The 18,602-nt window shown below is 54.8% G+C and carries 18 protein-coding genes and 1 pseudogene; 13 read left to right on the forward strand and 6 right to left on the reverse strand.

The window, feature by feature from the left end:
• The first annotated feature begins 244 nt into the window (after positions 1-244).
• The 10 genes from B9Y51_RS11130 to B9Y51_RS00775 all read left to right on the forward strand — a co-directional run bounded on the left by B9Y51_RS11130 (position 245) and on the right by B9Y51_RS00775 (position 10,133).
• Positions 245-559 carry a hypothetical protein gene (locus tag B9Y51_RS11130; RefSeq protein ID WP_158088217.1) on the forward strand — a complete coding sequence of 105 codons (315 nt, stop codon included), beginning with the start codon at positions 245-247 and terminating at the stop codon, positions 557-559.
• A complete protein-coding gene (locus tag B9Y51_RS00745) occupies positions 546-1,253 on the forward strand; it encodes an RHS repeat domain-containing protein (RefSeq protein WP_158088218.1) in 708 nt (235 codons plus the stop codon). Before B9Y51_RS11130 ends, B9Y51_RS00745 begins: the two co-directional genes overlap by 14 nt.
• Before the next feature lie 362 nt (positions 1,254-1,615).
• Positions 1,616-1,996, forward strand: coding sequence for a hypothetical protein (locus B9Y51_RS10985; protein ID WP_143467938.1), 381 nt, complete (start codon positions 1,616-1,618; stop codon positions 1,994-1,996).
• A gap of 184 nt (positions 1,997-2,180) precedes the next feature.
• Positions 2,181-2,894, forward strand: coding sequence for a hypothetical protein (locus B9Y51_RS10990; protein WP_143467939.1), 714 nt, complete (start codon positions 2,181-2,183; stop codon positions 2,892-2,894).
• A gap of 132 nt (positions 2,895-3,026) precedes the next feature.
• Complete coding sequence (locus B9Y51_RS00755; RefSeq protein ID WP_143467940.1) at positions 3,027-3,818, forward strand: hypothetical protein; 792 nt, start codon at positions 3,027-3,029, stop codon at positions 3,816-3,818.
• Positions 3,819-4,822: 1,004 nt separating this feature from the next.
• The gene (locus B9Y51_RS10995; protein ID WP_143467941.1) at positions 4,823-5,080 is read left to right on the forward strand and encodes an RHS repeat-associated core domain-containing protein; all 258 of its coding nucleotides are present in this window, start codon (positions 4,823-4,825) and stop codon (positions 5,078-5,080) included.
• Positions 5,081-5,146: 66 nt separating this feature from the next.
• A complete protein-coding gene (locus B9Y51_RS00760) occupies positions 5,147-5,473 on the forward strand; it encodes a hypothetical protein (RefSeq protein ID WP_143467942.1) in 327 nt (108 codons plus the stop codon).
• A 430-nt stretch (positions 5,474-5,903) separates the two neighbouring features.
• Positions 5,904-6,287, forward strand: coding sequence for a hypothetical protein (locus tag B9Y51_RS00765; RefSeq protein WP_085528451.1), 384 nt, complete (start codon positions 5,904-5,906; stop codon positions 6,285-6,287).
• Between the two features lie 1,257 nt (positions 6,288-7,544).
• Positions 7,545-8,069: a hypothetical protein gene (locus B9Y51_RS11000; RefSeq protein WP_143467943.1), complete on the forward strand. Its 525-nt coding sequence runs from the start codon at positions 7,545-7,547 to the stop codon at positions 8,067-8,069.
• Between the two features lie 1,644 nt (positions 8,070-9,713).
• The gene (locus B9Y51_RS00775) at positions 9,714-10,133 is read left to right on the forward strand and encodes a hypothetical protein (RefSeq protein WP_085528453.1); all 420 of its coding nucleotides are present in this window, start codon (positions 9,714-9,716) and stop codon (positions 10,131-10,133) included.
• Between the two features lie 643 nt (positions 10,134-10,776).
• Here B9Y51_RS00775 and B9Y51_RS00780 read toward each other — a convergent pair.
• From B9Y51_RS00780 to B9Y51_RS00800, 6 genes are all read right to left on the reverse strand, one after another.
• Positions 10,777-10,971: a CsbD family protein gene (locus B9Y51_RS00780; RefSeq protein ID WP_048682449.1), complete on the reverse strand. Its 195-nt coding sequence runs from the start codon at positions 10,969-10,971 to the stop codon at positions 10,777-10,779.
• A 75-nt stretch (positions 10,972-11,046) separates the two neighbouring features.
• Positions 11,047-11,193 carry an Rv0909 family putative TA system antitoxin gene (locus B9Y51_RS11005; RefSeq protein WP_126855695.1) on the reverse strand — a complete coding sequence of 49 codons (147 nt, stop codon included), beginning with the start codon at positions 11,191-11,193 and terminating at the stop codon, positions 11,047-11,049.
• A gap of 214 nt (positions 11,194-11,407) precedes the next feature.
• Positions 11,408-12,523, reverse strand: a complete 1,116-nt coding sequence (locus B9Y51_RS00785) for an NADH:flavin oxidoreductase/NADH oxidase (RefSeq protein WP_085528454.1) — start codon at positions 12,521-12,523, stop codon at positions 11,408-11,410.
• 399 nt (positions 12,524-12,922) lie between these two features.
• Complete coding sequence (locus B9Y51_RS00790; protein ID WP_085528455.1) at positions 12,923-14,299, reverse strand: galactokinase; 1,377 nt, start codon at positions 14,297-14,299, stop codon at positions 12,923-12,925.
• A gap of 97 nt (positions 14,300-14,396) precedes the next feature.
• Positions 14,397-15,035, reverse strand: coding sequence for a TetR/AcrR family transcriptional regulator (locus B9Y51_RS00795; protein WP_085528456.1), 639 nt, complete (start codon positions 15,033-15,035; stop codon positions 14,397-14,399).
• Positions 15,036-15,078: 43 nt separating this feature from the next.
• Positions 15,079-15,615: a type 1 glutamine amidotransferase domain-containing protein gene (locus B9Y51_RS00800; RefSeq protein ID WP_048682436.1), complete on the reverse strand. Its 537-nt coding sequence runs from the start codon at positions 15,613-15,615 to the stop codon at positions 15,079-15,081.
• Between the two features lie 151 nt (positions 15,616-15,766).
• Between B9Y51_RS00800 and bioB the strand changes: the two genes are divergently transcribed.
• The 3 genes and pseudogenes from bioB (at position 15,767) to B9Y51_RS00815 (ending at position 18,589) form a co-directional block, all read left to right on the forward strand.
• Complete coding sequence (gene bioB / locus B9Y51_RS00805) at positions 15,767-16,837, forward strand: biotin synthase BioB (RefSeq protein ID WP_143467950.1); 1,071 nt, start codon at positions 15,767-15,769, stop codon at positions 16,835-16,837.
• Between the two features lie 70 nt (positions 16,838-16,907).
• A pseudogene (locus B9Y51_RS11375) lies at positions 16,908-17,258 on the forward strand (cation:proton antiporter domain-containing protein); the annotation flags it as partial.
• A 71-nt stretch (positions 17,259-17,329) separates the two neighbouring features.
• A complete protein-coding gene (locus tag B9Y51_RS00815; RefSeq protein WP_158088219.1) occupies positions 17,330-18,589 on the forward strand; it encodes a cation:proton antiporter in 1,260 nt (419 codons plus the stop codon).
• The last annotated feature ends 13 nt before the right edge of the window (positions 18,590-18,602 follow it).

Consider the following 18,602-nt stretch of genomic DNA (forward strand, 5'->3'; position numbering starts at 1 on the left):
TTGGCCCGCAACCAAGACCACCCTGGAGGAAGCTAAGACGGAGCTCGAGGAGCTTTGCACTCAGCTGGGGAAGATCTCCATGGACATCTTCACTACGGATGGTGGCGCGTAAATACCGCGCCCGTTCCAGCAGGGTGGGGCTGATGTGATGGGTTGGTACGAACGGTCTCGCACCAGCCCCATTTTTGCTGTTCCTATCTACTTAAAATAAAAGTTGAAATGCTAGCTTCAGGAGAAGTGTCCCGTGTCTGATGCCCTCAAGGGAATTGGCAGCGATGTCAAATTCGACTTTGGCGTTGCCGAAGACGTCATCTCGGCGTTCAATAACTGTGCCCAACTGATCGATGGGCAGAAGTCTTCTCGGTCTGGTGATGTCGAGACGGGCAAGAAAGACTTCAAGGGACATTTCTCTACTCTATTTGCGGAGAATGCCAGGACCGCGGCCTTGGACGCGGACGAGCTGTGCACGCAATTGCGTCAGGTTGCGACGTCTGCCGGTGAACTGCGGGACTTGGCGAAAAAAGAGAACGAACGCTGCTGGTCGGGTGGCTTCGGTTGATGAGTCTGACGGTGGTTTGACGGTCTACTCCTACGATGAAGCGTCGCAGCTGGTGGGGTCAAAGACCTCCGGGGCCGAGCGTATGGATCGCACGTGGGTCTATGACGTGGCGGGGCGCTTGGTCCGAGAATCACGCGATGGTGTGGAATTCTCGTACACCTACGACGTGGCTTCGCAGTTGTTGTCGGTTGTGGGTTCGGATGGTTCGGAAGCGTCGTTTGTGTATGACGGTTTGGGCCGTCGGGTTCGTGAGGTTCGTGCGGATGGTTCTGTGCGTGAGTTTGCGTGGGGTCCGACGGGGTTTGTGGAGTCTGTGGCCACCGAGGCTGCTGATGGTGGGTCGGTGTCTGCGGTGGATGTGTGGGTTGATGCGACTGGTGAGCCGCGTTGGGTGAATGGCACGGAGTTGCTGTGGGATTCGGCGTCGGTGGTGCCGGCATTGGCTGGTTTTGGCCAGCTGTCTGTGGTGGTTTCTGTTGCTGGTGTGGCTGTGGGGGATTCGTGGTCTGTTGCGGGGTGGAAGCCTGCTCGTGTGACGGAGGTTTCTGATCCGTGGTCGGTTCCGGTGGTGGGTGCTGATGTTGCTGGTTTCTTGGGCCGGGACTCTGCTGTTGGTCTGACGGCCGGTGGGGCTTTGAGTTTGGGTGGTTTGGAGTTGATGGGGAAGGTGCGCGGCAACTGGGGGTCGGTGTAGCAACTGGTGGGGCTTTCAAGGGAGGTCATACGGCCATCAAGCCATCAGGCCAGTCACTTGTTGGGGACCTAGAGTCTAAATTGAAACTAGGTTCAGTTGGTGACGGATTAGTTGGTCCATCACATAAAGCGTCATGGGGCCAAGTTGCACTCAGAAAGACATCCAATACTATGTATGATTCGATGTTCTCAGGTACGCAATCTTTCTCGAATACGAAGATGAATGTCGGAGACTTTTCAAAGGCTAAACGAGATGGAGCTGAATCAGTGCTAAGCATGGCAATAACTGGAAATGTACCGGTCAACACAGGGCTCGGAAAGCGTGCCACTGCAGCATCGAACTAACGTAGTGAAAGGTCAATTGTGGGAGAAAAAAATGGCAATGTTGTAGGTAAAGTAGTTTTTTTGATAGTAGCTATATCTGGATTGATACTTGTTATAACAACATTATTTGGAGTTCCAATAAAAAACGCTTACAATAAAAATCACTATTCTGAACAAGCGTGTAAAGTTACACATGTTGAGAAAGTGCAGACGGGGACCCCCAAGAGTGGAGGTAGCGGCAGCGTGAATATCGAGTCTAGCGATTGTGAACCCATTGAGATGATAAAAACAGTTGATGGAAAATCAATCAACGACGTGGCTAAACAGGTCAAGCCTGGTCGCGAATACAAGTTCCAATTCGGCGATATTCAGTGGCTCAATAATCCAAAGGTAGCTCAAAAATTTGAGGAAATGCACTAGGCGACCCAATTTTCGCAGTCACTCCCACCCGTTTCTAGATGATTCTGGATAGTGGAGGCTGATCGAACACAACCTAGATGGCTTAGCAATGTGCTACTCCAAGCGTGCGCCAAACGTTCATTATCGAGATTAGAGGAGTTGCGCTAAGCGAATCGGAGTTGGTCGCGTTACCAGCGTGGCGTTGATGGCTGGTTCTGGTGCGCTGCTCTCTGGCGGTGTTTCCGTCGCGTCGCAGAAGGCCACTAAAGGAAGCGTTGATTGGAAGGCTCCTGGAAAGGATGCACCAATTGGTGGGGCTACTGGCGCCATTGGTGGCGTGGGTATGGCCGTTGCCAAGGGAGCGACTGCGGGGATGGCCTCCGGTGGAACTCAGCTTGCGAAGGCAATGGGAGTTAATGCTGGTGTTCATGGCGCTGCTGGCGGTGTAGGGTCGTCATTCCAGTATTTGGCAACCCATGGGTGGAAGATTGAGAATGGCCGAGACTTTGCGGGTAGTGTCGCGGGAGGCACGTTGACTTCAGCTGCTGGCGCGAACATTGGTCAGGCAAGTGGAAGTCCCGTGAAAAAGGTCGGACCGTCTATTAAGAACAGTTCTGCCTTTAAGTCCATGCCTAGTAGCGTCACGAGCAAAATCGATCTAAAGACTTCTACTGGGAATGCTTCGAATGCCATTAAGACACTCGAGGACATGGGAGTTGGCGCTGGAGGCTCGGTTGTCTCAGATGCAATCTCGGGCAGAGAAATCAGCGGCAAGAGTGCATTAGTGTCCGCAGGAACTTCCGGTATGTCATCGAGGGTTACAGACTATACCGCTAATAAATTCGACGTAGTCGGAAATATGACCAGTCAAACGGGCGTGAACACATTGAATCAAAATGAAGGTGGGTACTCCACATAGCCGGAACGGATTAACAAATCTTCAGGGACACAATACAAAGACTCTATATGGGTCTGCGATTTATGGCACAGGGGTTGGAACTGGAATATTTATGGCTGCTGACAAGTTACAAGAAATTGCAGGGGTAAACTAGTGCGAGTTGCTAAACACTGCCTTGCGCTTTCTGTCTGCTTTGCGATAGCCATGTATCCATGGAGCCATCTGACTGCTCACGTGGTGTTCGTGAAAATCGGGGTTTGGTTGCTCGGAATTGCGATTGCTGTTTGTGTGATGCGCATATTTGGCCATACCAAATATGGGTTCCTGGCCTACATTTTTGTGTTTGGGACATTGTTTGTCTACATATCACTCAACCTGCGCGTAGAAGGCGTTCCGACAAGTATCTCCTACGCAGCTGGAATATTCGCATATATGGATGTCTACTCCCTTATTTTTGTTTCAAAAAAATCTAAAAATACCAAAATCTCTACGAGAAATGAAATTTACCAGCCCAAAAGACCAAACTTAATAATCGTAGGATTCGAAATTTCGAAACAAGGGGACGTATCGCCTGAAGCAACTCCGGTCGAGTGGAGTATTGACGTGGAATCGTATATGGATAAACGTTTCATGACAAGGGCGTCGATGAATTCCTCGAAGCATACGTTAGAATTCTACCTGTCGGAGTTGGACGCCGACTTTTTCGAAAAAGGTAAAATCGTAGAGGATTTCAGGAATCCAAAAGACGTCACATTCATAACTATTTACAGACAAAAATATCATTCGGGAACAGATTTGGAGTCATATTTTGGAGATTCTAAATCGGGCAGTCTCTCGATATACTCTCCTGAGAATGTAGATAGTATGGGAATATTATTTAAGAAAGATTCGACTGACGAATTTATGACATGGGTTTCAGAACTTTTGCAGGGAACGAACAAGTAGTTTCTGTGGCACGGGTAAAATATAAAATTCTCATTATTGCCGCCCGAAAACACTTTGCAATAAGGTCGTCACAAGTAGGGGTACCTATTGTAGATAGAGGCGTCAGTTTCTAATTAGAGGAAAGTTCCGGCTGACCGGCATTCGGAGCCGCATGACGGGGCGGTTGCAATGAGGCGGCCTCGCTTGCCCTGTCTCACATTTACAACAGCGTGGCCTGAAGGCCGAGGGATCATGCACATGCACCTTAGGTGCGGGGTTTCCTCGGTCCTGAATACTTTCCTGTTCATCAATGATGATGGTGTTAGGTGGATCTTTGACGAGGATCGACACATGATTTCCTCTTATGCTCGACCAGACTGGGTCTGCGGCGAAGCAGAATTGTTCTGGTTTGTCGTGGAAACAGGCGATTAGGCCCGGTTCTGGGAACCGTCCCGATAGGTGCTCCAGTCAGGCGCGGATGATGAGGATTCGGTCGCCAAGGTTCGCGCAATTCTCGAGAACGTGGACTCTTGGATGGCTTCTGCCCGCAGCAGCCGTATATCGGGAATCGATCCAGTGACAGGAAGACACGGTGGTGCACGAAGCACTGATAAGACGGCTTTACCCGCTTTGTCCACGAGCGGGGCTGGTCGGCCGATCCTGAACATACTTCGGAACGCGTCGTCGTGGCACGTGCCTCAGAAGGTAAGCGAAGGGACAACCTCTGCGACGAAAACATCTAAGTGGTGAAAGCCTTCTAGAAGCCCGGCACCCAGGAATGTGACAGTCGCCCGGCTAACCATAGAAGCCCCGTCCGATCGGAGAGGGTATTCCTGAATGCCGCCGGCTTATTGGTGCCTGTCCGAAGGCTAGTTGGCAGCCGGGTGGCCCCGGTTGAACTGTCTGGTGGTCTTACAGCTTACCTAACGACGAAGCTTCGCAGTTGTTGTCGGTTGTGGTTACGAAATGGTTCTGTGCGTGGGGTCCGACGGGGTTTGTGGTGTCTGTGGCCACTGAGGATGCCGATGGGGGGTGTTGCAGGGTGGAAGCCCGCTCGTGTGACGGAGGTTTCTGATCCGTGGTCGGTTCCCGTGGTGGGTGCTGGTTGGTCGGGTATTCCGTATTCGTTTGCGGGTAATGATCCGGTGGGTGCGTTGGATCCGTTGGGGTTGTCTCCGATGTCGGCGGATGAGTTGCATGCGTATACGGAGGCGCGGAAGTCTCCGTTGGAGAAGGCCAGGGGCGCTGTATGGAATTGGGTGGGGGAGACTGGGAGTACCTAGCCCCAGGGGCCTCGATAGTTGGCGGTGGATTTTTGATGGCTACCGGGGTTGGTGGACCCATTGGAAATGGCGATGTGGTTCGGCGGATTTAATGTTGCTTCGAAGAAATTCACCACCAGAGAAGTTAACTGGAAGTCGGTTGCTGTGGATACTGGGTTGAGGGCTATGGGAGGGCCGATTCCTAAGGCGGTTGGGCTAGTAGGAAAGCAGGCTGTTTCATCTCTCACGAAGGGGACAGGTAGGGCGCTGATCTCGAAGGTGAGTGTTGGGGTGGCTGAGAAGTCTGCTTCGAAGGTGGGGCAGTTCGCCGGTAGTAGGACTGCTAGGGAAGTTGGAAAGGCTAATTCAGGCGGCATTGAGCAGGGAAATCAAATGCCCTCAATTACGACGTAGTTACAGATGATCCAAATAGGACATATGCCGAAGGGTGCAGGCAAGACCCAATTGAAGCGGTGACAGGAAGAGTATTTAATGGTGGGCAGAAAGCAACCAAGCCATTAATCAGTAAGGTATTTTCAAAATTGGATTCAGTAAAGGAGTTTGGTGCGGAAAAGGCGGAACTGGTCTAAAAAAGCATACTGCTAATAACATGAATATCGTTACAAAAAGACTGGAAAAACTCTTGGAAATTCGTCAATAAATAGTGGACCAACATTCGGAAATACTCTATTAACTACGGAGATATTGATAAGACAACAACGCCGTCCGGTTCGTCTGCCGTGAAGTCAACCCTATCGACACACATTCCAGATAATACAAGCTATGGATTTTCAGCCAATGCTACGCATAAATAGGGTTTATGAAAGGATCTTACAAATAAAAAATGAAAAACGAAAAAAAGAATCAATTATACGGAATTACGCTACTGATAGCCATCGTCTTGGGTGCATTGATACTGGCATATTTTACTGTTTGGCCACTAATTATTCAACAATACAATAAGAGCCATTTTGTTGAAAAGACTTGCCGCGTAGAAGAGGCTAATTATACAGACGGTGGAAGTTTTACTGGTGGTGGGGGTGGAGCCTGGTTGGAGTTAAAGACCAAAGAGTGCGGGGATATTAAGATGCGAAAAACAAATGACGGTAAATCGGTAGGAGACCTAAGGAAAATGGTTAAGAGTGGCAAGGTCTACAAATTCCAATTTGGCGACCTCAAATTACTAGGATCCAGGGACAAGGCCCAAAATGTGCAAGAGATAGACTGATGCCCTAAAAATGCAACTATTGTCGAATTTTCGAACAGTAATGAGTTTGGTACCTTGCGTCGGTGTTGGAGACGTCAGAGCGCACTAAAAATGCAAAAAACCTTCTTCACATTGATCAATTCATGTGAATTGATCAGATGCGGTCGATGAAGTCCCATAATGAGTCTGTGAAATAAATGCAATAAAATAGCAATTTTTCAGATAGATTTATCCTACGGCGCGCGACTGCCGCGGCTGAATTGGCGCGCCGGTTATTTGAGGCAGGGAGAGAGCCCGATAGATTCCTCACGCTCGTCGAAAAATGCCATGAAAATTTTGGCCGGCTTATACTTGGATTATGACTACGAATGCTTCTGGCCAAGCGCTGACTAATGGCGAATTAATTGCATGATGTCCGGTGAATCTTGGTTAACGAACGAGCCCGAAATCAAAGGAAGGATTAGCGAATCATCTTGTAAAGTAGAGGTTCTAATCTAGGATGTGCCGATGTTGGCGGACTAGTAACCTCTGGCGTCGATGAGGGTGGACAAGGAGTATCTAGTGCACGGCGGCAATCGGAAAGTAGGTAAAATTGAGATTAGATTCTAGACGCAGCAGGCTTACATGAATTGCTTGTCGAGTTGCAAGACGCATTAGATATCTCGTGATTAAAATAGCGGTCCTGACGTTCAACAAGTGGAAACTCTAATACGATCTAACAGGATAGTGCCATTCGGTTGCACGAATAAATAAACGACCCAAGTTGTTGGAATATAGGTGGAGTGAATTTTCAGTGCGGCGTGTTAGGGAACCCGATTCTTGTGGTGGATGATTGGCTTGATGCACGGTGATGATGCCGGTTGCTGGTGTGCCTGCGGGGATGCGTGGGAAGCGATTGGTGACGAAGGGCGACTCGGTGTTGGGTTCTGGAAGTGGGGTGCGTCGGTCAAGTCGGCAGCCGGTGGTAGTGCGGAACAGAGGGGCGTCGAAGGTGGGGAACTATGTGGTTCCTGATGAGATATATCCTTTCGGGAAGGCGCAGGGTAATTGGGTATCGGTGTGGCGACTGGTGGGGTCTTCAAAGGGGAGGGGGTAGGGCCCTAACGCCTACGACCCAGAAGACAATAGGAATGGTTGATTCTAAACTCGATTTAGGTCCCGTAAAGGGGCTCCTGGACAATCATTATCATAAAGCGTCTAGGGGGTGCCCTGAGAAAGACAGTGAATGCGGGGATGGATTCGACATCCTCAGGTATGCGGTCGTTTTCTAATACGTATATGATTGGTGAAGACTTTTCAAAGACTCAACGAGATGGATTCGGATCGGCGCCAATTACGCGAATCGCGGACGATTTACCGGATAATACAGAACCTGGAAAACATGCGGTCAAGGTCGTCAATTACAAAAATGGGAGGATATTCGTGAAAGCAAAAAGAGAGGGGGTGCTAGGATCAATAATTGTGCTTACCTTAGCTGCGCTAGGCATATTGCTTCTTGTGGCGATGCTTGTAGGGATGCCGATTAAGAACGTTTATAATAAGAGTCACTATTCTGAACAAGTGTGTAAAGTGACGAAGGTTGAAGAACACAGCGGGGGAACCCCGAAGAGCGGCGGTTCAGGTCGGGTCGACATTGAGTCGAGCAACTGCGACAAATTTGAGATGCGAAAAACCGTCGATGGAGAATCGATTAGCGATGTAGCTCAACAGGTCAAGCCAGGTCGCGAGTATAAGTTCCAATTCGGAGATATTCAGCTGACCAGCAACCCAGCGACAGCTCAGAAATTCGAAGAACTTCACTAGCCAACCTCATCTACTTCAGTCATCCTCATTCTGCCGTCGACCTATCATAGATAGACGCTGGCCGGGCGCATGCGCAGGCCTCCTAGCCATGCTGCGTACCAGGTGCGTCGAGAAAATTCGACTCATCGGTGGGAAAGGGGCTCGATGGAGCCGATTTGGCGGTGTCCTCGGCGGTGGGGGTGTTTCAATGGTTCTAGCCGACCCGTGAAAGACACGCGAGGAAACTCAACCCCCGACTCTCTTATGAGAAAGTTTGGGTTGGAAGATCTAATTCTATTTATCTCTACAAAGTTTGATGCAGTTAAACGTATAACAAACTGGACCGTTAGTGAGAGTGTAGACTACGGGTGGGGCTAGGAACCTGCATAACTAGCGGCCTGGACCCAGGTGGGAACCACGATTCTGAGGTAAATTTAGCCGAAGTAGAAGAAATCGTGACGGTGTACTCCCGGGGAAGCGTAGCGGCCCAGAGCAGGAGAATATTACGGAACACACCAGAATGGCAAAAGGGTGAAGAAAAAATTTGCATAAAAAACGATCCCTAAAGGGAGCCGTAGGACTATTTGTTACTGCCTGTCTGCTAATAGCGGTTATAGCATTTCCCGGAATCAATATTGCCAGTATGATCATAAACAAATTTATCCACAATACGATTACGTGTACGATAATAGGGTCGGAGATCACTAACCAGTCCGGGGCGGGAAGTGTTTCTGCAACTACCAGAAGTCTTCATATCAAAACGAAAGAATGTGGTTTGGTGGTCATGGGAAGGACCCACGTCGAAGGTCAGTCACTAGAGAGCCTGTCAGACTCGTTAAAGGAAAGAGTCGGAGACCAGGTGCAAATTGAGGTTGGGGCATGGAGCCTGCGTAAAGACGAAAAGTCTGGATATAGAGTTGATCTTTAGTCTCGATAGAATAATTATAAATGCACTAGGCGCTTGCAGTATCCGGAGATGTCGTTCCGAGTTTGAAGGTCTGACGGTATTGGTCAAGCGTTCTATCGGTTCGTGCAGCTTGATAGTATGATTCACTTTATGGTCTGTAATACATTTAGATTTATGTTCTTTTCCTAGTTGAATGCGGAGGTCAATTCGAGCGATGGAAAATAGAAGGAGGCCGCCAAAGTTTGGGTGGAGGTTTAGGGTGCTGGAAGGCCTATTTGTGGTCATGTTTTTTGTATTCATGATCTGGTTGATCAGCTAATTGGTTTTTCCTCGCGACTGGTGTGGCAACAAGGAATGCTCGTCGGCTGCATTGGCGTTGATAGTTGGTCCCGGTGTGCTGGTTTGTTCGTGGGTACTTCTCTTGCGACCCAGAATGCACACGGTGACGCGGACTGTGGCAAGGTTGGTAAGACCGCCGGCTGGGCGATACAGACGGTGGGCTGAGTAAAGAATTCTATGAAGAATCCGGTTTAAGAGCTGAAGGCATCTACTCCTGGCGCGAAAATGACGGCGGAGGTCGGTCGGGAACTCTCTGGTAAGGGTCTGAATACATTGAAACACGTGGGTGGGGCGGCCGATCAGTAGTGGCTCCGGACGACGGTCACGGGTTCGATGATCGTGAGTCGAACCAGCGGGTCGTCCATTAACGGCATGAACAAGTCTCTGAGCGGGTACCATCCGAAGGGCGAATATCGAAGATGAAAACGATAGATAAAAAGCCAAAGAAATTAAGAGTTTTGAATAAGATCCTAATACTTTTGGCATTCGCTGCATTTTTCGTTCCGGTTACTATGTTTTTTGGTGGGGGAGTTTTATATAAGTATATAAACGACCATTTTCAAGAAAATAAAGACTGCAAAATTAATTCCGTGGAACTTCGGGATGACAACGTCGGAGGTGGTTCGGTATCAGTAACGAAGAAGGTTATTAGTGTAAAGACCGCAGACTGCGGGGATGGATACATAGATAATGTAACTGACCAAGGTGTTACCTTCAAAGAACTTGCCGACATCCTTGAAAGGAATGAGGGGGAATCTGTAAGCCTTTCCATTGGAATATTGAACTGGGATGGAGACTCTTATATCAAGAAGGTCAATGGTTTAGATCAATTGAGGTAGTTCCTGGGGATCAACCTCATTTCACGCTCTTTTGTCATTAATGGATCTGGCTGACCGGAGCGGACAGGCAAGCTCGCGCTCGGCTAACGCTCTTGGGAACGTGTCGACGTGTCCGTTGGGGGAGTCTCTCGTATCCCTTATTTTGGCTAGATACTTTGCTCATTGGGATGTTTTTTAGTGTCAAGTAGACGTTAACTTTACAAAACGGAAGGCCCTTTGTCGCAGGTTGCGGAAGAGCTTCAACCTGGAATCTGTAAATGACATCGCCCTGTTCGCCTTCCTCTTTCTTATGATTGGCGCTGGGGGCAAAAGTTTTAATTGAAGCAAAGTCCATGACCTGGACGTGTTCGCCGATTCCGTTGAAATTAGCGTTCTGGTGGTCAATGCTTCTTTGTAATTGGTCGAGGTAGAAGGCGGGGAACGGGCCTCAGCCGCCGTCGATGTGATCACTTGTGGTCGTCTATGCCCTTAGCTCGTAGTCCAAGCGTTTCAAGCAAACATCGCGTTCTGTCCGCCGGCTTTCAGCCGTCACCTGGTAGGCGGTGCAACGAAGTTCTTACGTGTAACCCCGGCGTCGTTAAAACACTCATGGCGGCCCACCCCGGAGGGGGACCGCCATGAGCAGGCAAGTAAGGTCGCCTAATTAGCCCTTGAGCTTGTCGCCGATGTTGCGAGCAGCGTCCTTGACCTTCTCTGCGCCATCCTTGACGGCGGCGGAGAGCTGGTCGCCCTTGCCTTCGTTTTTCAGATCATCGTTGCCAACAGCTTCGCCAACTTTCTCCTTGGCGTTACCGGAGGCGTCCTGAAAGGCGTTGTTTGCCTTGTCCTCGATACCCATAGCGGGACTCCTTTCGTAAGGTTCCCCAAGGTATTACCCGAGGGGTCAGCATGATTCTTTGTAAGGAACCGTGACTTAGTTGCCGAACTTGTCGTTCAAGGCATCCTTGGCCTTATCGACATGCTCGTCCTTGACGGTATCCTTACCGGTCTTGTCATTGACGGCATCCTTGCCCTTGTTTAGAGCGTCGTCAACCTTGTCGTTATTCAGATCGAAACCCATATTCGGCTCCTTTCGTTGCGGCAACCCTTTGAATTTTGTGCTCTGGGTCGCCTCTTGGTGATCACACTAGGCCAAGCGTCCGGGCAATGTGAACCGTCCGCCGCCAGATTCCGGGATTGTTCACCCCTGGCAAAACGTCGTCACTGAATCGTGACCTCATTTTCAGCCAATGTGGAGATAGTTCCCTGGAAGCATTGGTGAATTGGGCTCCTCATTACCGTGCGGCCCGATAGAACTGCCCGGGCGACTCGATGTCTTGGCGCAACTCACGAGCGGCACGCCATGCCCACCGCGGGTCGCGAAGCGCCTCGCGGCCAATGCTCACGGCGTCGGCTTGTCCACTCGCAACGATGTGCTCGGCCTGTGTGGGATCCGTGATGACTCCGACGGCGCTCGTCACGATGCCGGTCTCTTTGCGGATGTGCGCAGCAAATTCCGTCTGGTAGCCCGGCCCCGGCTTCACATGAGGCTGCGGCAAGTTCCCGCCGGACGAAACATCCACCATGTCGACGCCGAGCTCGCCGGCCTGGCGGACGAACTCGGTGATCTCAGCGAGATCGTCGTCGTTAGCGCGGCGTCCGGCGTCGGTGCCCCATTCTTCCTTCCAATCCACCGCCGAGACCCGCAACAAGAGCGGCATCTCATCAGGCAGTTCCGCGCGAACACGGCGGATGACCTCAAGGGGGAAACGCATGCGGTTTTCCAGTTCCTCTCCGCCCCAGCGGTCATCGCGGGTGTTGACAGCCTTCTGGAGGAATTCATGCAAGAGGTATCCGTGGGCCGCGTGAATCTGCACCGTATCGACGCCGGCCTGCACCGCCCGACGCGCGGCGTCGGCGAAAGCCTGGGCGGTCTCCAAGATGTCGTCCTCGGTCATAGCGCGCGGAGCGTCAAAGGGGCCGAAAGGCTCATCTGTGGGGGCGAAGGTTTCCCAGGCGCCGTCTTCGGAAGCCAAAGACCCCTCTGGGTAGCCCGGTAGCGCATGGTAGGTGGACGCCTTTCGGCCTGCGTGGGCCAGCTGAATGCCGAAGGCGGCACCTTGGCCGTTCTCGTGGACGAAGTCCGCGATCCGCGAGAAAGCGCTGACCTGGTCATCGCTCCACAGACCCAAATCGCCTGGGGAAATACGGCCCGCGGGAGTGACGCCGGATGCCTCGGCGAGAACAAGGGAGAAACCACCGGTAGCGAAGGACCCAAGGTGGGCAAGGTGCCAATCGGTGGGCACGCCGTCGTCGGCCGCGCTGTACTGACACATCGGAGCGATCAAGGCCCGGTTCTTGAGAGTCAGACCACGAAGAGTCAGAGGTTGAAATAGATGGGAGTAGGCCACGAGGAAACCTTTCCGAGGGGATAGTTCTGAAGTTTTCCTCCACACCAACGACGCTTTTGTGGTGTTTTATTCCCCCTAGATGCCGCAAAGAGACACACCCTGCTGACGCGACGCGAATTTGCCGGAAAAAAGAAGAACTATGACGCTTCTTCGGTCAAGGTTTGGTAAAGAATCCCGCGCCGCATTGGTGTTTTGTACTCACGAGTGTTTTATACTGAATTGTCGATATCGACGAGATGTGCGAAGGCTTCGCGCATGCCGTCATGTGCGCCTGCAGCGTGACGGTTCTATGGGAGACGAACCACGTGAGACAGGCAAGAAGGCGGGACGCGTTGCGCGTCCCGCCTTACTTCTTTAACTATTGGAAGGCTCTGCAACTAGCCCGGGATGTCCATAGCCTCACACGTCCCGATTTGCGGGGCGGCCCGGTGCCAGAGGCAGAAAAACCGGAACCTCAAAATCGCGCTGTGCAAAAGCGTCGGCAACCGCCTGGGCAATCTGGCCAGTGCGCTCTTGCGAAACCAAGGCTAAAACCGCGCCACCAAATCCGCCGCCCACGAGCCGGGCTCCGAGGGCCCCATTGTCCAGGCAGGTCGCGACGGCGACATCGAGTTCCTCGCGGGAAGCGCCCAGGTCGTCCCGCATGGAGCAATGCGACGTCGTAAAGAGCGAACCAAGCTCGGCCCAAGTTTCCGCGGTGGCGGGCAGGCGATCCGTGAACAGTGAACGGGCCCGCTCCACCAACATCATGTCCGTGAAAATATGTTTCATCCACGAACGGAGTTTGGTGACGCCCACGCGGCGAACGACGGTGGGGTCTGCTGCGAGCCGTTCCAGGGTTTCCTCCAGGACTCGTTCCCTGGCGTCGCGGGCTTGCTCGGCGTTCAGGTCGGGAAAACCGATCTGCTCCGGTAGGAGATCGCGGAGGTGTTCGACTCCGGTGGCGTTCTGGAGAGCTTCGCACACGTCGCGGCGAGCCGAATACTGGCCATCCGCCAGATCATGCGGGGCACGGGTGTCGATCACCAGGAACGTTAGGCCAGCATCCGAAACGTTGACGTCCACCGGCTGGATCGAGAAGTCCCGGAAGTCGATGACTATGGCCTGCCCGGGCAGAGAGCGCAGGGACGTGGTTTGGTCAAGCCCACCGGTCACGGCGCCGGCCACTTCGTTCTCGGCCCGCATGCACACTCGAGCCAGGCGTGCGCGAAGTTCGTCGTTGTCCGGACCGCAGCCGCCCACGGGGAGGGGTTGCATGGAAGCTTCGGTGCGCAAGGGGCAGGAGAGCTCCAGGAGCGCCAAGGCTGTTGCACACTCGAGCGCGGCGGAGGATGACAACCCGCCTCCGACTGGGACGGTCGAGTCGATGAGGAGGTCGGCGCCAAAATCCGGCGGTAGGGCGATGTCGCCGCCGCCTTCCTGATTCATGGACCAGGCGACGCCGCCCACGTAAGAAAACCATCCGCTCACGGTTCCGGGCGCGATCTCCGAAACGCGGTGTTGCACGGGTTCGCTCATCTGTAGCGACTCGGCGTGAAGGATGCCGTCTCGCCGGAGACGGCCGGCAATCAGCGTCCGGTACGGCAGGGGCGTGGGAAAACATGCGCCGCCGTTGAAATCGACGTACTCGCCCAAGAGGTTCAGGCGTCCGGGGGCTGACCAAACGCCGTCGGGCTCCGATCCGTACCTCTCAAGGAACGCTTCTCGCAGGGCCTGCACCTGCGCGGTGTGGTCCGGCAATCTGGCCCATCGAGCCGCGATCGAGGCCTCGGTCATGGAGCTGTACCTGAATTCTGTGTTGGACGTTGTGGGGAAAATGACGCGCGGTTCGGCCGTGGAGAGTCAGATTGGGGATTGGCGGAGACCGCGCGCATCAATCATTGTAATGCGGTTCGGATCCGCTCTCAGGCGGCGAGAGTTTTGTGGACCGAAGCAGTCCGTCCACGGCAGCGCGAACGCCGAACTCGCAGGCGTCGGCCTCAAATCCGGCCACGCTGGCGCCATCGCCCTCCGCGCCTCCGGCCCGTGGCCCCGGTGATGTGAGTCGCGCACGATTGTGTTCGGCTGAGACAAACCCCAACACCGAGTAGAGCACCGTTCTGGCGCCCCAGTCGGCGTGGCGCTCGTCCAGACCGGCCGCATTCAGGCAACGGCGGACCTCCACAAAAGACCTGATGGACTCCGGGTGAGCCGCCATCGCCACCCCGACGACGTCGGCGCCGTCCGGATACGGAACGATAGCCTCCCGTACGGTCCTGGCCAGGGCGACAACGGCCTCCACGGTTTCGGCGGGATCGAGCGGGCCCGAGGGTTCCTCGATGCGTTCCGGAGACGCCAACATCCGCTCGGCCAGCAGGGTCAGCAATTCCTGCTTATTCTTCACGTGGTAGTACAGGGCACCCGGCGCGACGCCGAGTTCCGAGGCGACCCGACGCATCGACAAATCGCCCAACCCGTACTCGCTCAGCAGCGAGAGGGCGGTCGAGAGAATGCGTTCTTGGGTCAGGGCCACGAAAAGAGTCTACCGAGGGTCTTCTCGCCCACGCTGCTGAGGCTTAGGAGAGGGCCTCAGAAATGGCGGCGTTGAAGGCATCGATGTCGTGGGGGTTGCGGCTCGTGATGAGGTTGCCGTCCACCACTACTTGCTCGTCCTCCCACGCGGCACCGGCGTTAATGAGGTCCGTAGTGATCGAGGAGAACGAGGTCAGGCGGCGTCCCCGTGCGAGGTCGGCCTGCGCAAGGATCCAGGGTGCGTGGCAAATCGCCGCGACCGTCTTGTTCTGGTCGAAGAAGGCCCGAACGAAGTCCGTGGCGCCGTCGGCGATACGCAAAGCGTCCGCATTGAGGGTTCCGCCGGGAAGGACGAGGGCATCGTAGTCTTCCGGGTTGGCCTCCGCGAGCGGGACGTCCACGGAGAAGGAGTCTGCGTGGTCCCAATCGCCGTTCATGGCCGTCAAGGTCCCTTCGGCGGGGGAGACGATGACGGTCTTAGCGCCGGCGTCGTCGAGAGCCTTGCGGGGACGGGTCAGCTCAACCTCTTCGACACCGTTGGTCAAGAGGAAGGCGACGGTCTTTCCGGAGAGGTCTGCCATGGTGTAATCCCTTCTGAGCGTGCTGTTTTAAGGCCACGCTACGTCTGAACGACGGAGCGACGAAAGGGTGTGCGCTCAGAGCACATTGTCGATGAGGCAGCCCCCTGCGAACATTGAACACCGTTCAAAAACGGTGTTCAATGCTCACATGATGTGTGAACCAACTGCCCTCGCCCGCCGAATCTCCGAAGGCCAGAGCCTTAGCCGAGAGGAAGCACTGTCCATCCTCAATGCCGCCGACGCCGAAACCCTAGGGATCGTCGCGGCCGCTTCTGACCTCCGCCGCCAACACTTTGGCAATAGCGTCAAGGTCAACTATCTGGTCAATCTGAAGTCCGGCTTGTGCCCGGAAGACTGCACCTACTGCTCGCAACGCTTAGGCTCGGCCGCCGAGATCCTGAAGTACACGTGGATCAAGCCCGAAGAGGCCGTGCGGCAGGCTGAGCTAGGAATTGCCGGTGGTGCCTCACGCGTATGCATGGTGGCCAGCGGCAAGGGGCCTACCGACCGGGACGTCGACAGGGTCTCGACGATGATCCACGGCCTGAAAGGCGCCAATCCCGACGTCGAAGTCTGCGCTTGCCTCGGAATCTTGCGCGAAGGCCAGGCGGAGAAACTCCGTGATGCCGGCGCGGACGCCTACAACCACAACCTCAACACCTCCGAGGATCACTACGGGGAGATTTGCACGACGCACGGATTCGGTGAACGTGTCGAAACGGTGCGTCGCGCCCGTGAGACCGGGCTTCAGGCGTGCTCGGGCCTGATCGTGGGCATGGGGGAGAGTCCCGAACAGCTCGTCGATGCCGTGTTTTCCCTGGTGGATCTGGGCGCCGAATCTATTCCGGTGAATTTTCTGATGCCCTTCGAGGGCACTCCGCTGGAAGGAACGTGGGAGTTAGATCCCCTGAAATGCTTGCGTATTCTCGCGATGGTGAGAATGGCCGCCCCGGATCGTGAGGTTCGGATGGCGGGGGGACGAGAAATGCATTTGCGTTCGCTCCAGCCCCTCGCCCTCAATGTTGTCAACTCGCTGTTCCTGGGCGACTACTTGACGAGCGAAGGGCAGTCCGCCCTGGATGATCTACGGATGATCCGCGACGCCGGATTCGAGGTTTTGGGTGCTGAGGGCCGTGACCTGGTGGCCGAACACGAAGAGCGCACGGAGCAGGTGTCCCTCCGGCGTCGGGGAGTAGGAACCGAGACCGCGCCAAACGCCTAGCCCACGAGGGGTTTGTCGCCGCTCCTGCCCAACCGCTGCCTATGGGCCGTATGGTTTGTGTGTGGACTTCATGATCGTCATTATTGTGATTCTGTTGGCGACCCTCGTGCTCGTAGGCGTCGGCGACCGATTCAATCTGCCCTGGCCGGTGCTGTTGACGCTTGCCGTCGCAGCGATCATTTTCATTCCGGCGGTTCCGAACGTCAGCATCAAGCCTGAGCTGATCCTGCCGATCTTCCTCCCGCCCTTGCTCTGGGCGCTAGGGCAAAGAGCCAGTTGGCAGATGTTCCGAACCAACTGGCGGGCGATCGTCATCTATTCGGTGGTCCTCGTGGCCATCACGATCTTGGCCGTGACGTGGACGGCCCTCGTCTTCATCCCGGGCATGACGCTCGCGGCGGCCGTGGCCATCGGTGCGGCCGTCGCCCCGCCGGACCCCGTGGCGGTTGAGGCCCGCCGGACCCCGTGGCGGTTGAGGCTGTCGCGGAACCGGTGGGAATCCCACGACGCATCGTCGCCACGCTCCAAACGGAGGGCCTGTTTAACGACGCAGTCTCCCTCGTGGCCTTCCAGGCCGCGCTCGCGGCCATTACGGATCACGGGCACCTCTCCGCTCCCATGTTGGCCTTGGAATTTCTGTACACCGCGGTCGCGGCCGTGGCAGTCGGCCTGCTTTTCGGGTGGTTGGGTGGCATTGCGCGGCGGTACCTGACCTCGAGCGTGGCACGGTCCGGCTTGACCCTGGTCATCCCGTTCGCGATCTACATCGCTTCCGAAGAGATCCATGCATCCGGCGTGATCGCCGTGGTGGTCGGAGCTGTACAGATGTCGAGCACCATCGGTGACCTGGAGCCCGAGGATCGTCTCAGCGGAACGGCCTTCTGGGGCGTCTTGGAATTGCTCATCACCGGCGTCGCCTTCGGCCTGATTGGGCTGCAGGTTCGCGCGGTTATCGACGACGCCGGCGACCGCATCGGCGAAATGATCCTGCACGGTGTCATCATCTCCGCCGTCGTGATCCTGTTGCGGCTGGCATGGATGGCCGTGATGGTGGCGGTCAACTCCGCCAAGGGTGGCCGCTTCATGACGCCGCGCACCTTCGGCGAAGCCCTGGTGATGACGTGGTCCGGCATGCGCGGACTGGTGACGCTGGCGCTGGCCCTCTCCCTTCCGACGATCGGCTTTGATTTCCGTTCCGAGGTGCTGGTCATCGCATTCGTGGTGCTCCTGTTCACCATGGTCTTCCCCGGACTGACGCTGCCCATGCTCGTCAAGATCTTGGGGCTCGACCAAGAGGACGACCAAGACCGGCAGGAACGCGAGCTGCTGCAAAGGGCTCAGTACGCGGCGATGGAGGCCGTCCGATCCTCAGCCAAGGATGCGCCCCCAGAGATGGTGGCGACGGTTTCGGAACTCTACCGGCGGATGGTCCCGCGAAGCCCGCAGGAGATCGAAAGCTCCGAGGTCTACGACCAGCAGATGCGGGAACGCACCAAGCGGCGCAAGCTATTTGTGCACATTCGCGATATCGCCTTGAACGCCGCGCAGGACGAAGTGATCAAGGCACGTTCCGACCGGGGCGTGGACCCGGCAACCGCCGACCAAGTGTTGCGGAGACTCGATCAGCTCGCCGCCATCGAGAACCCCGATATGGCCGGAATACTTCCCGCGATGAGACCAGACGGGAACCCGCAGGCAGCCCAACGAATGGGCAGAAAAGAGCCTGGCGACTCGCAACCGCCGGCCTCATGATGAAATAGAAGAC

Origin of the sequence: Kocuria massiliensis (assembly GCF_900169715.1) — a bacterium.
In the GTDB taxonomy this organism is placed as follows: Bacteria; Actinomycetota; Actinomycetes; order Actinomycetales; family Micrococcaceae; genus Rothia; species Rothia massiliensis.

Coding starts and splice junctions, on each gene's coding strand:
- B9Y51_RS10995 (WP_143467941.1), top strand. CDS start 4,823: ATGGGGGGTGTTGCAGGGTGGAAGCCCGCTCGTGTGACGGAGGTTTCT.
- B9Y51_RS10990 (WP_143467939.1), top strand. CDS start 2,181: ATGGCTGGTTCTGGTGCGCTGCTCTCTGGCGGTGTTTCCGTCGCGTCG.
- B9Y51_RS00765 (WP_085528451.1), top strand. CDS start 5,904: ATGAAAAACGAAAAAAAGAATCAATTATACGGAATTACGCTACTGATA.
- B9Y51_RS00760 (WP_143467942.1), top strand. CDS start 5,147: ATGGCGATGTGGTTCGGCGGATTTAATGTTGCTTCGAAGAAATTCACC.
- B9Y51_RS00800 (WP_048682436.1), bottom strand. CDS start 15,615: ATGGCAGACCTCTCCGGAAAGACCGTCGCCTTCCTCTTGACCAACGGT.
- B9Y51_RS00775 (WP_085528453.1), top strand. CDS start 9,714: ATGAAAACGATAGATAAAAAGCCAAAGAAATTAAGAGTTTTGAATAAG.
- B9Y51_RS00790 (WP_085528455.1), bottom strand. CDS start 14,299: ATGACCGAGGCCTCGATCGCGGCTCGATGGGCCAGATTGCCGGACCAC.
- B9Y51_RS00780 (WP_048682449.1), bottom strand. CDS start 10,971: ATGGGTATCGAGGACAAGGCAAACAACGCCTTTCAGGACGCCTCCGGT.
- B9Y51_RS11005 (WP_126855695.1), bottom strand. CDS start 11,193: ATGGGTTTCGATCTGAATAACGACAAGGTTGACGACGCTCTAAACAAG.
- bioB (WP_143467950.1), top strand. CDS start 15,767: ATGTGTGAACCAACTGCCCTCGCCCGCCGAATCTCCGAAGGCCAGAGC.
- B9Y51_RS11000 (WP_143467943.1), top strand. CDS start 7,545: ATGATTGGTGAAGACTTTTCAAAGACTCAACGAGATGGATTCGGATCG.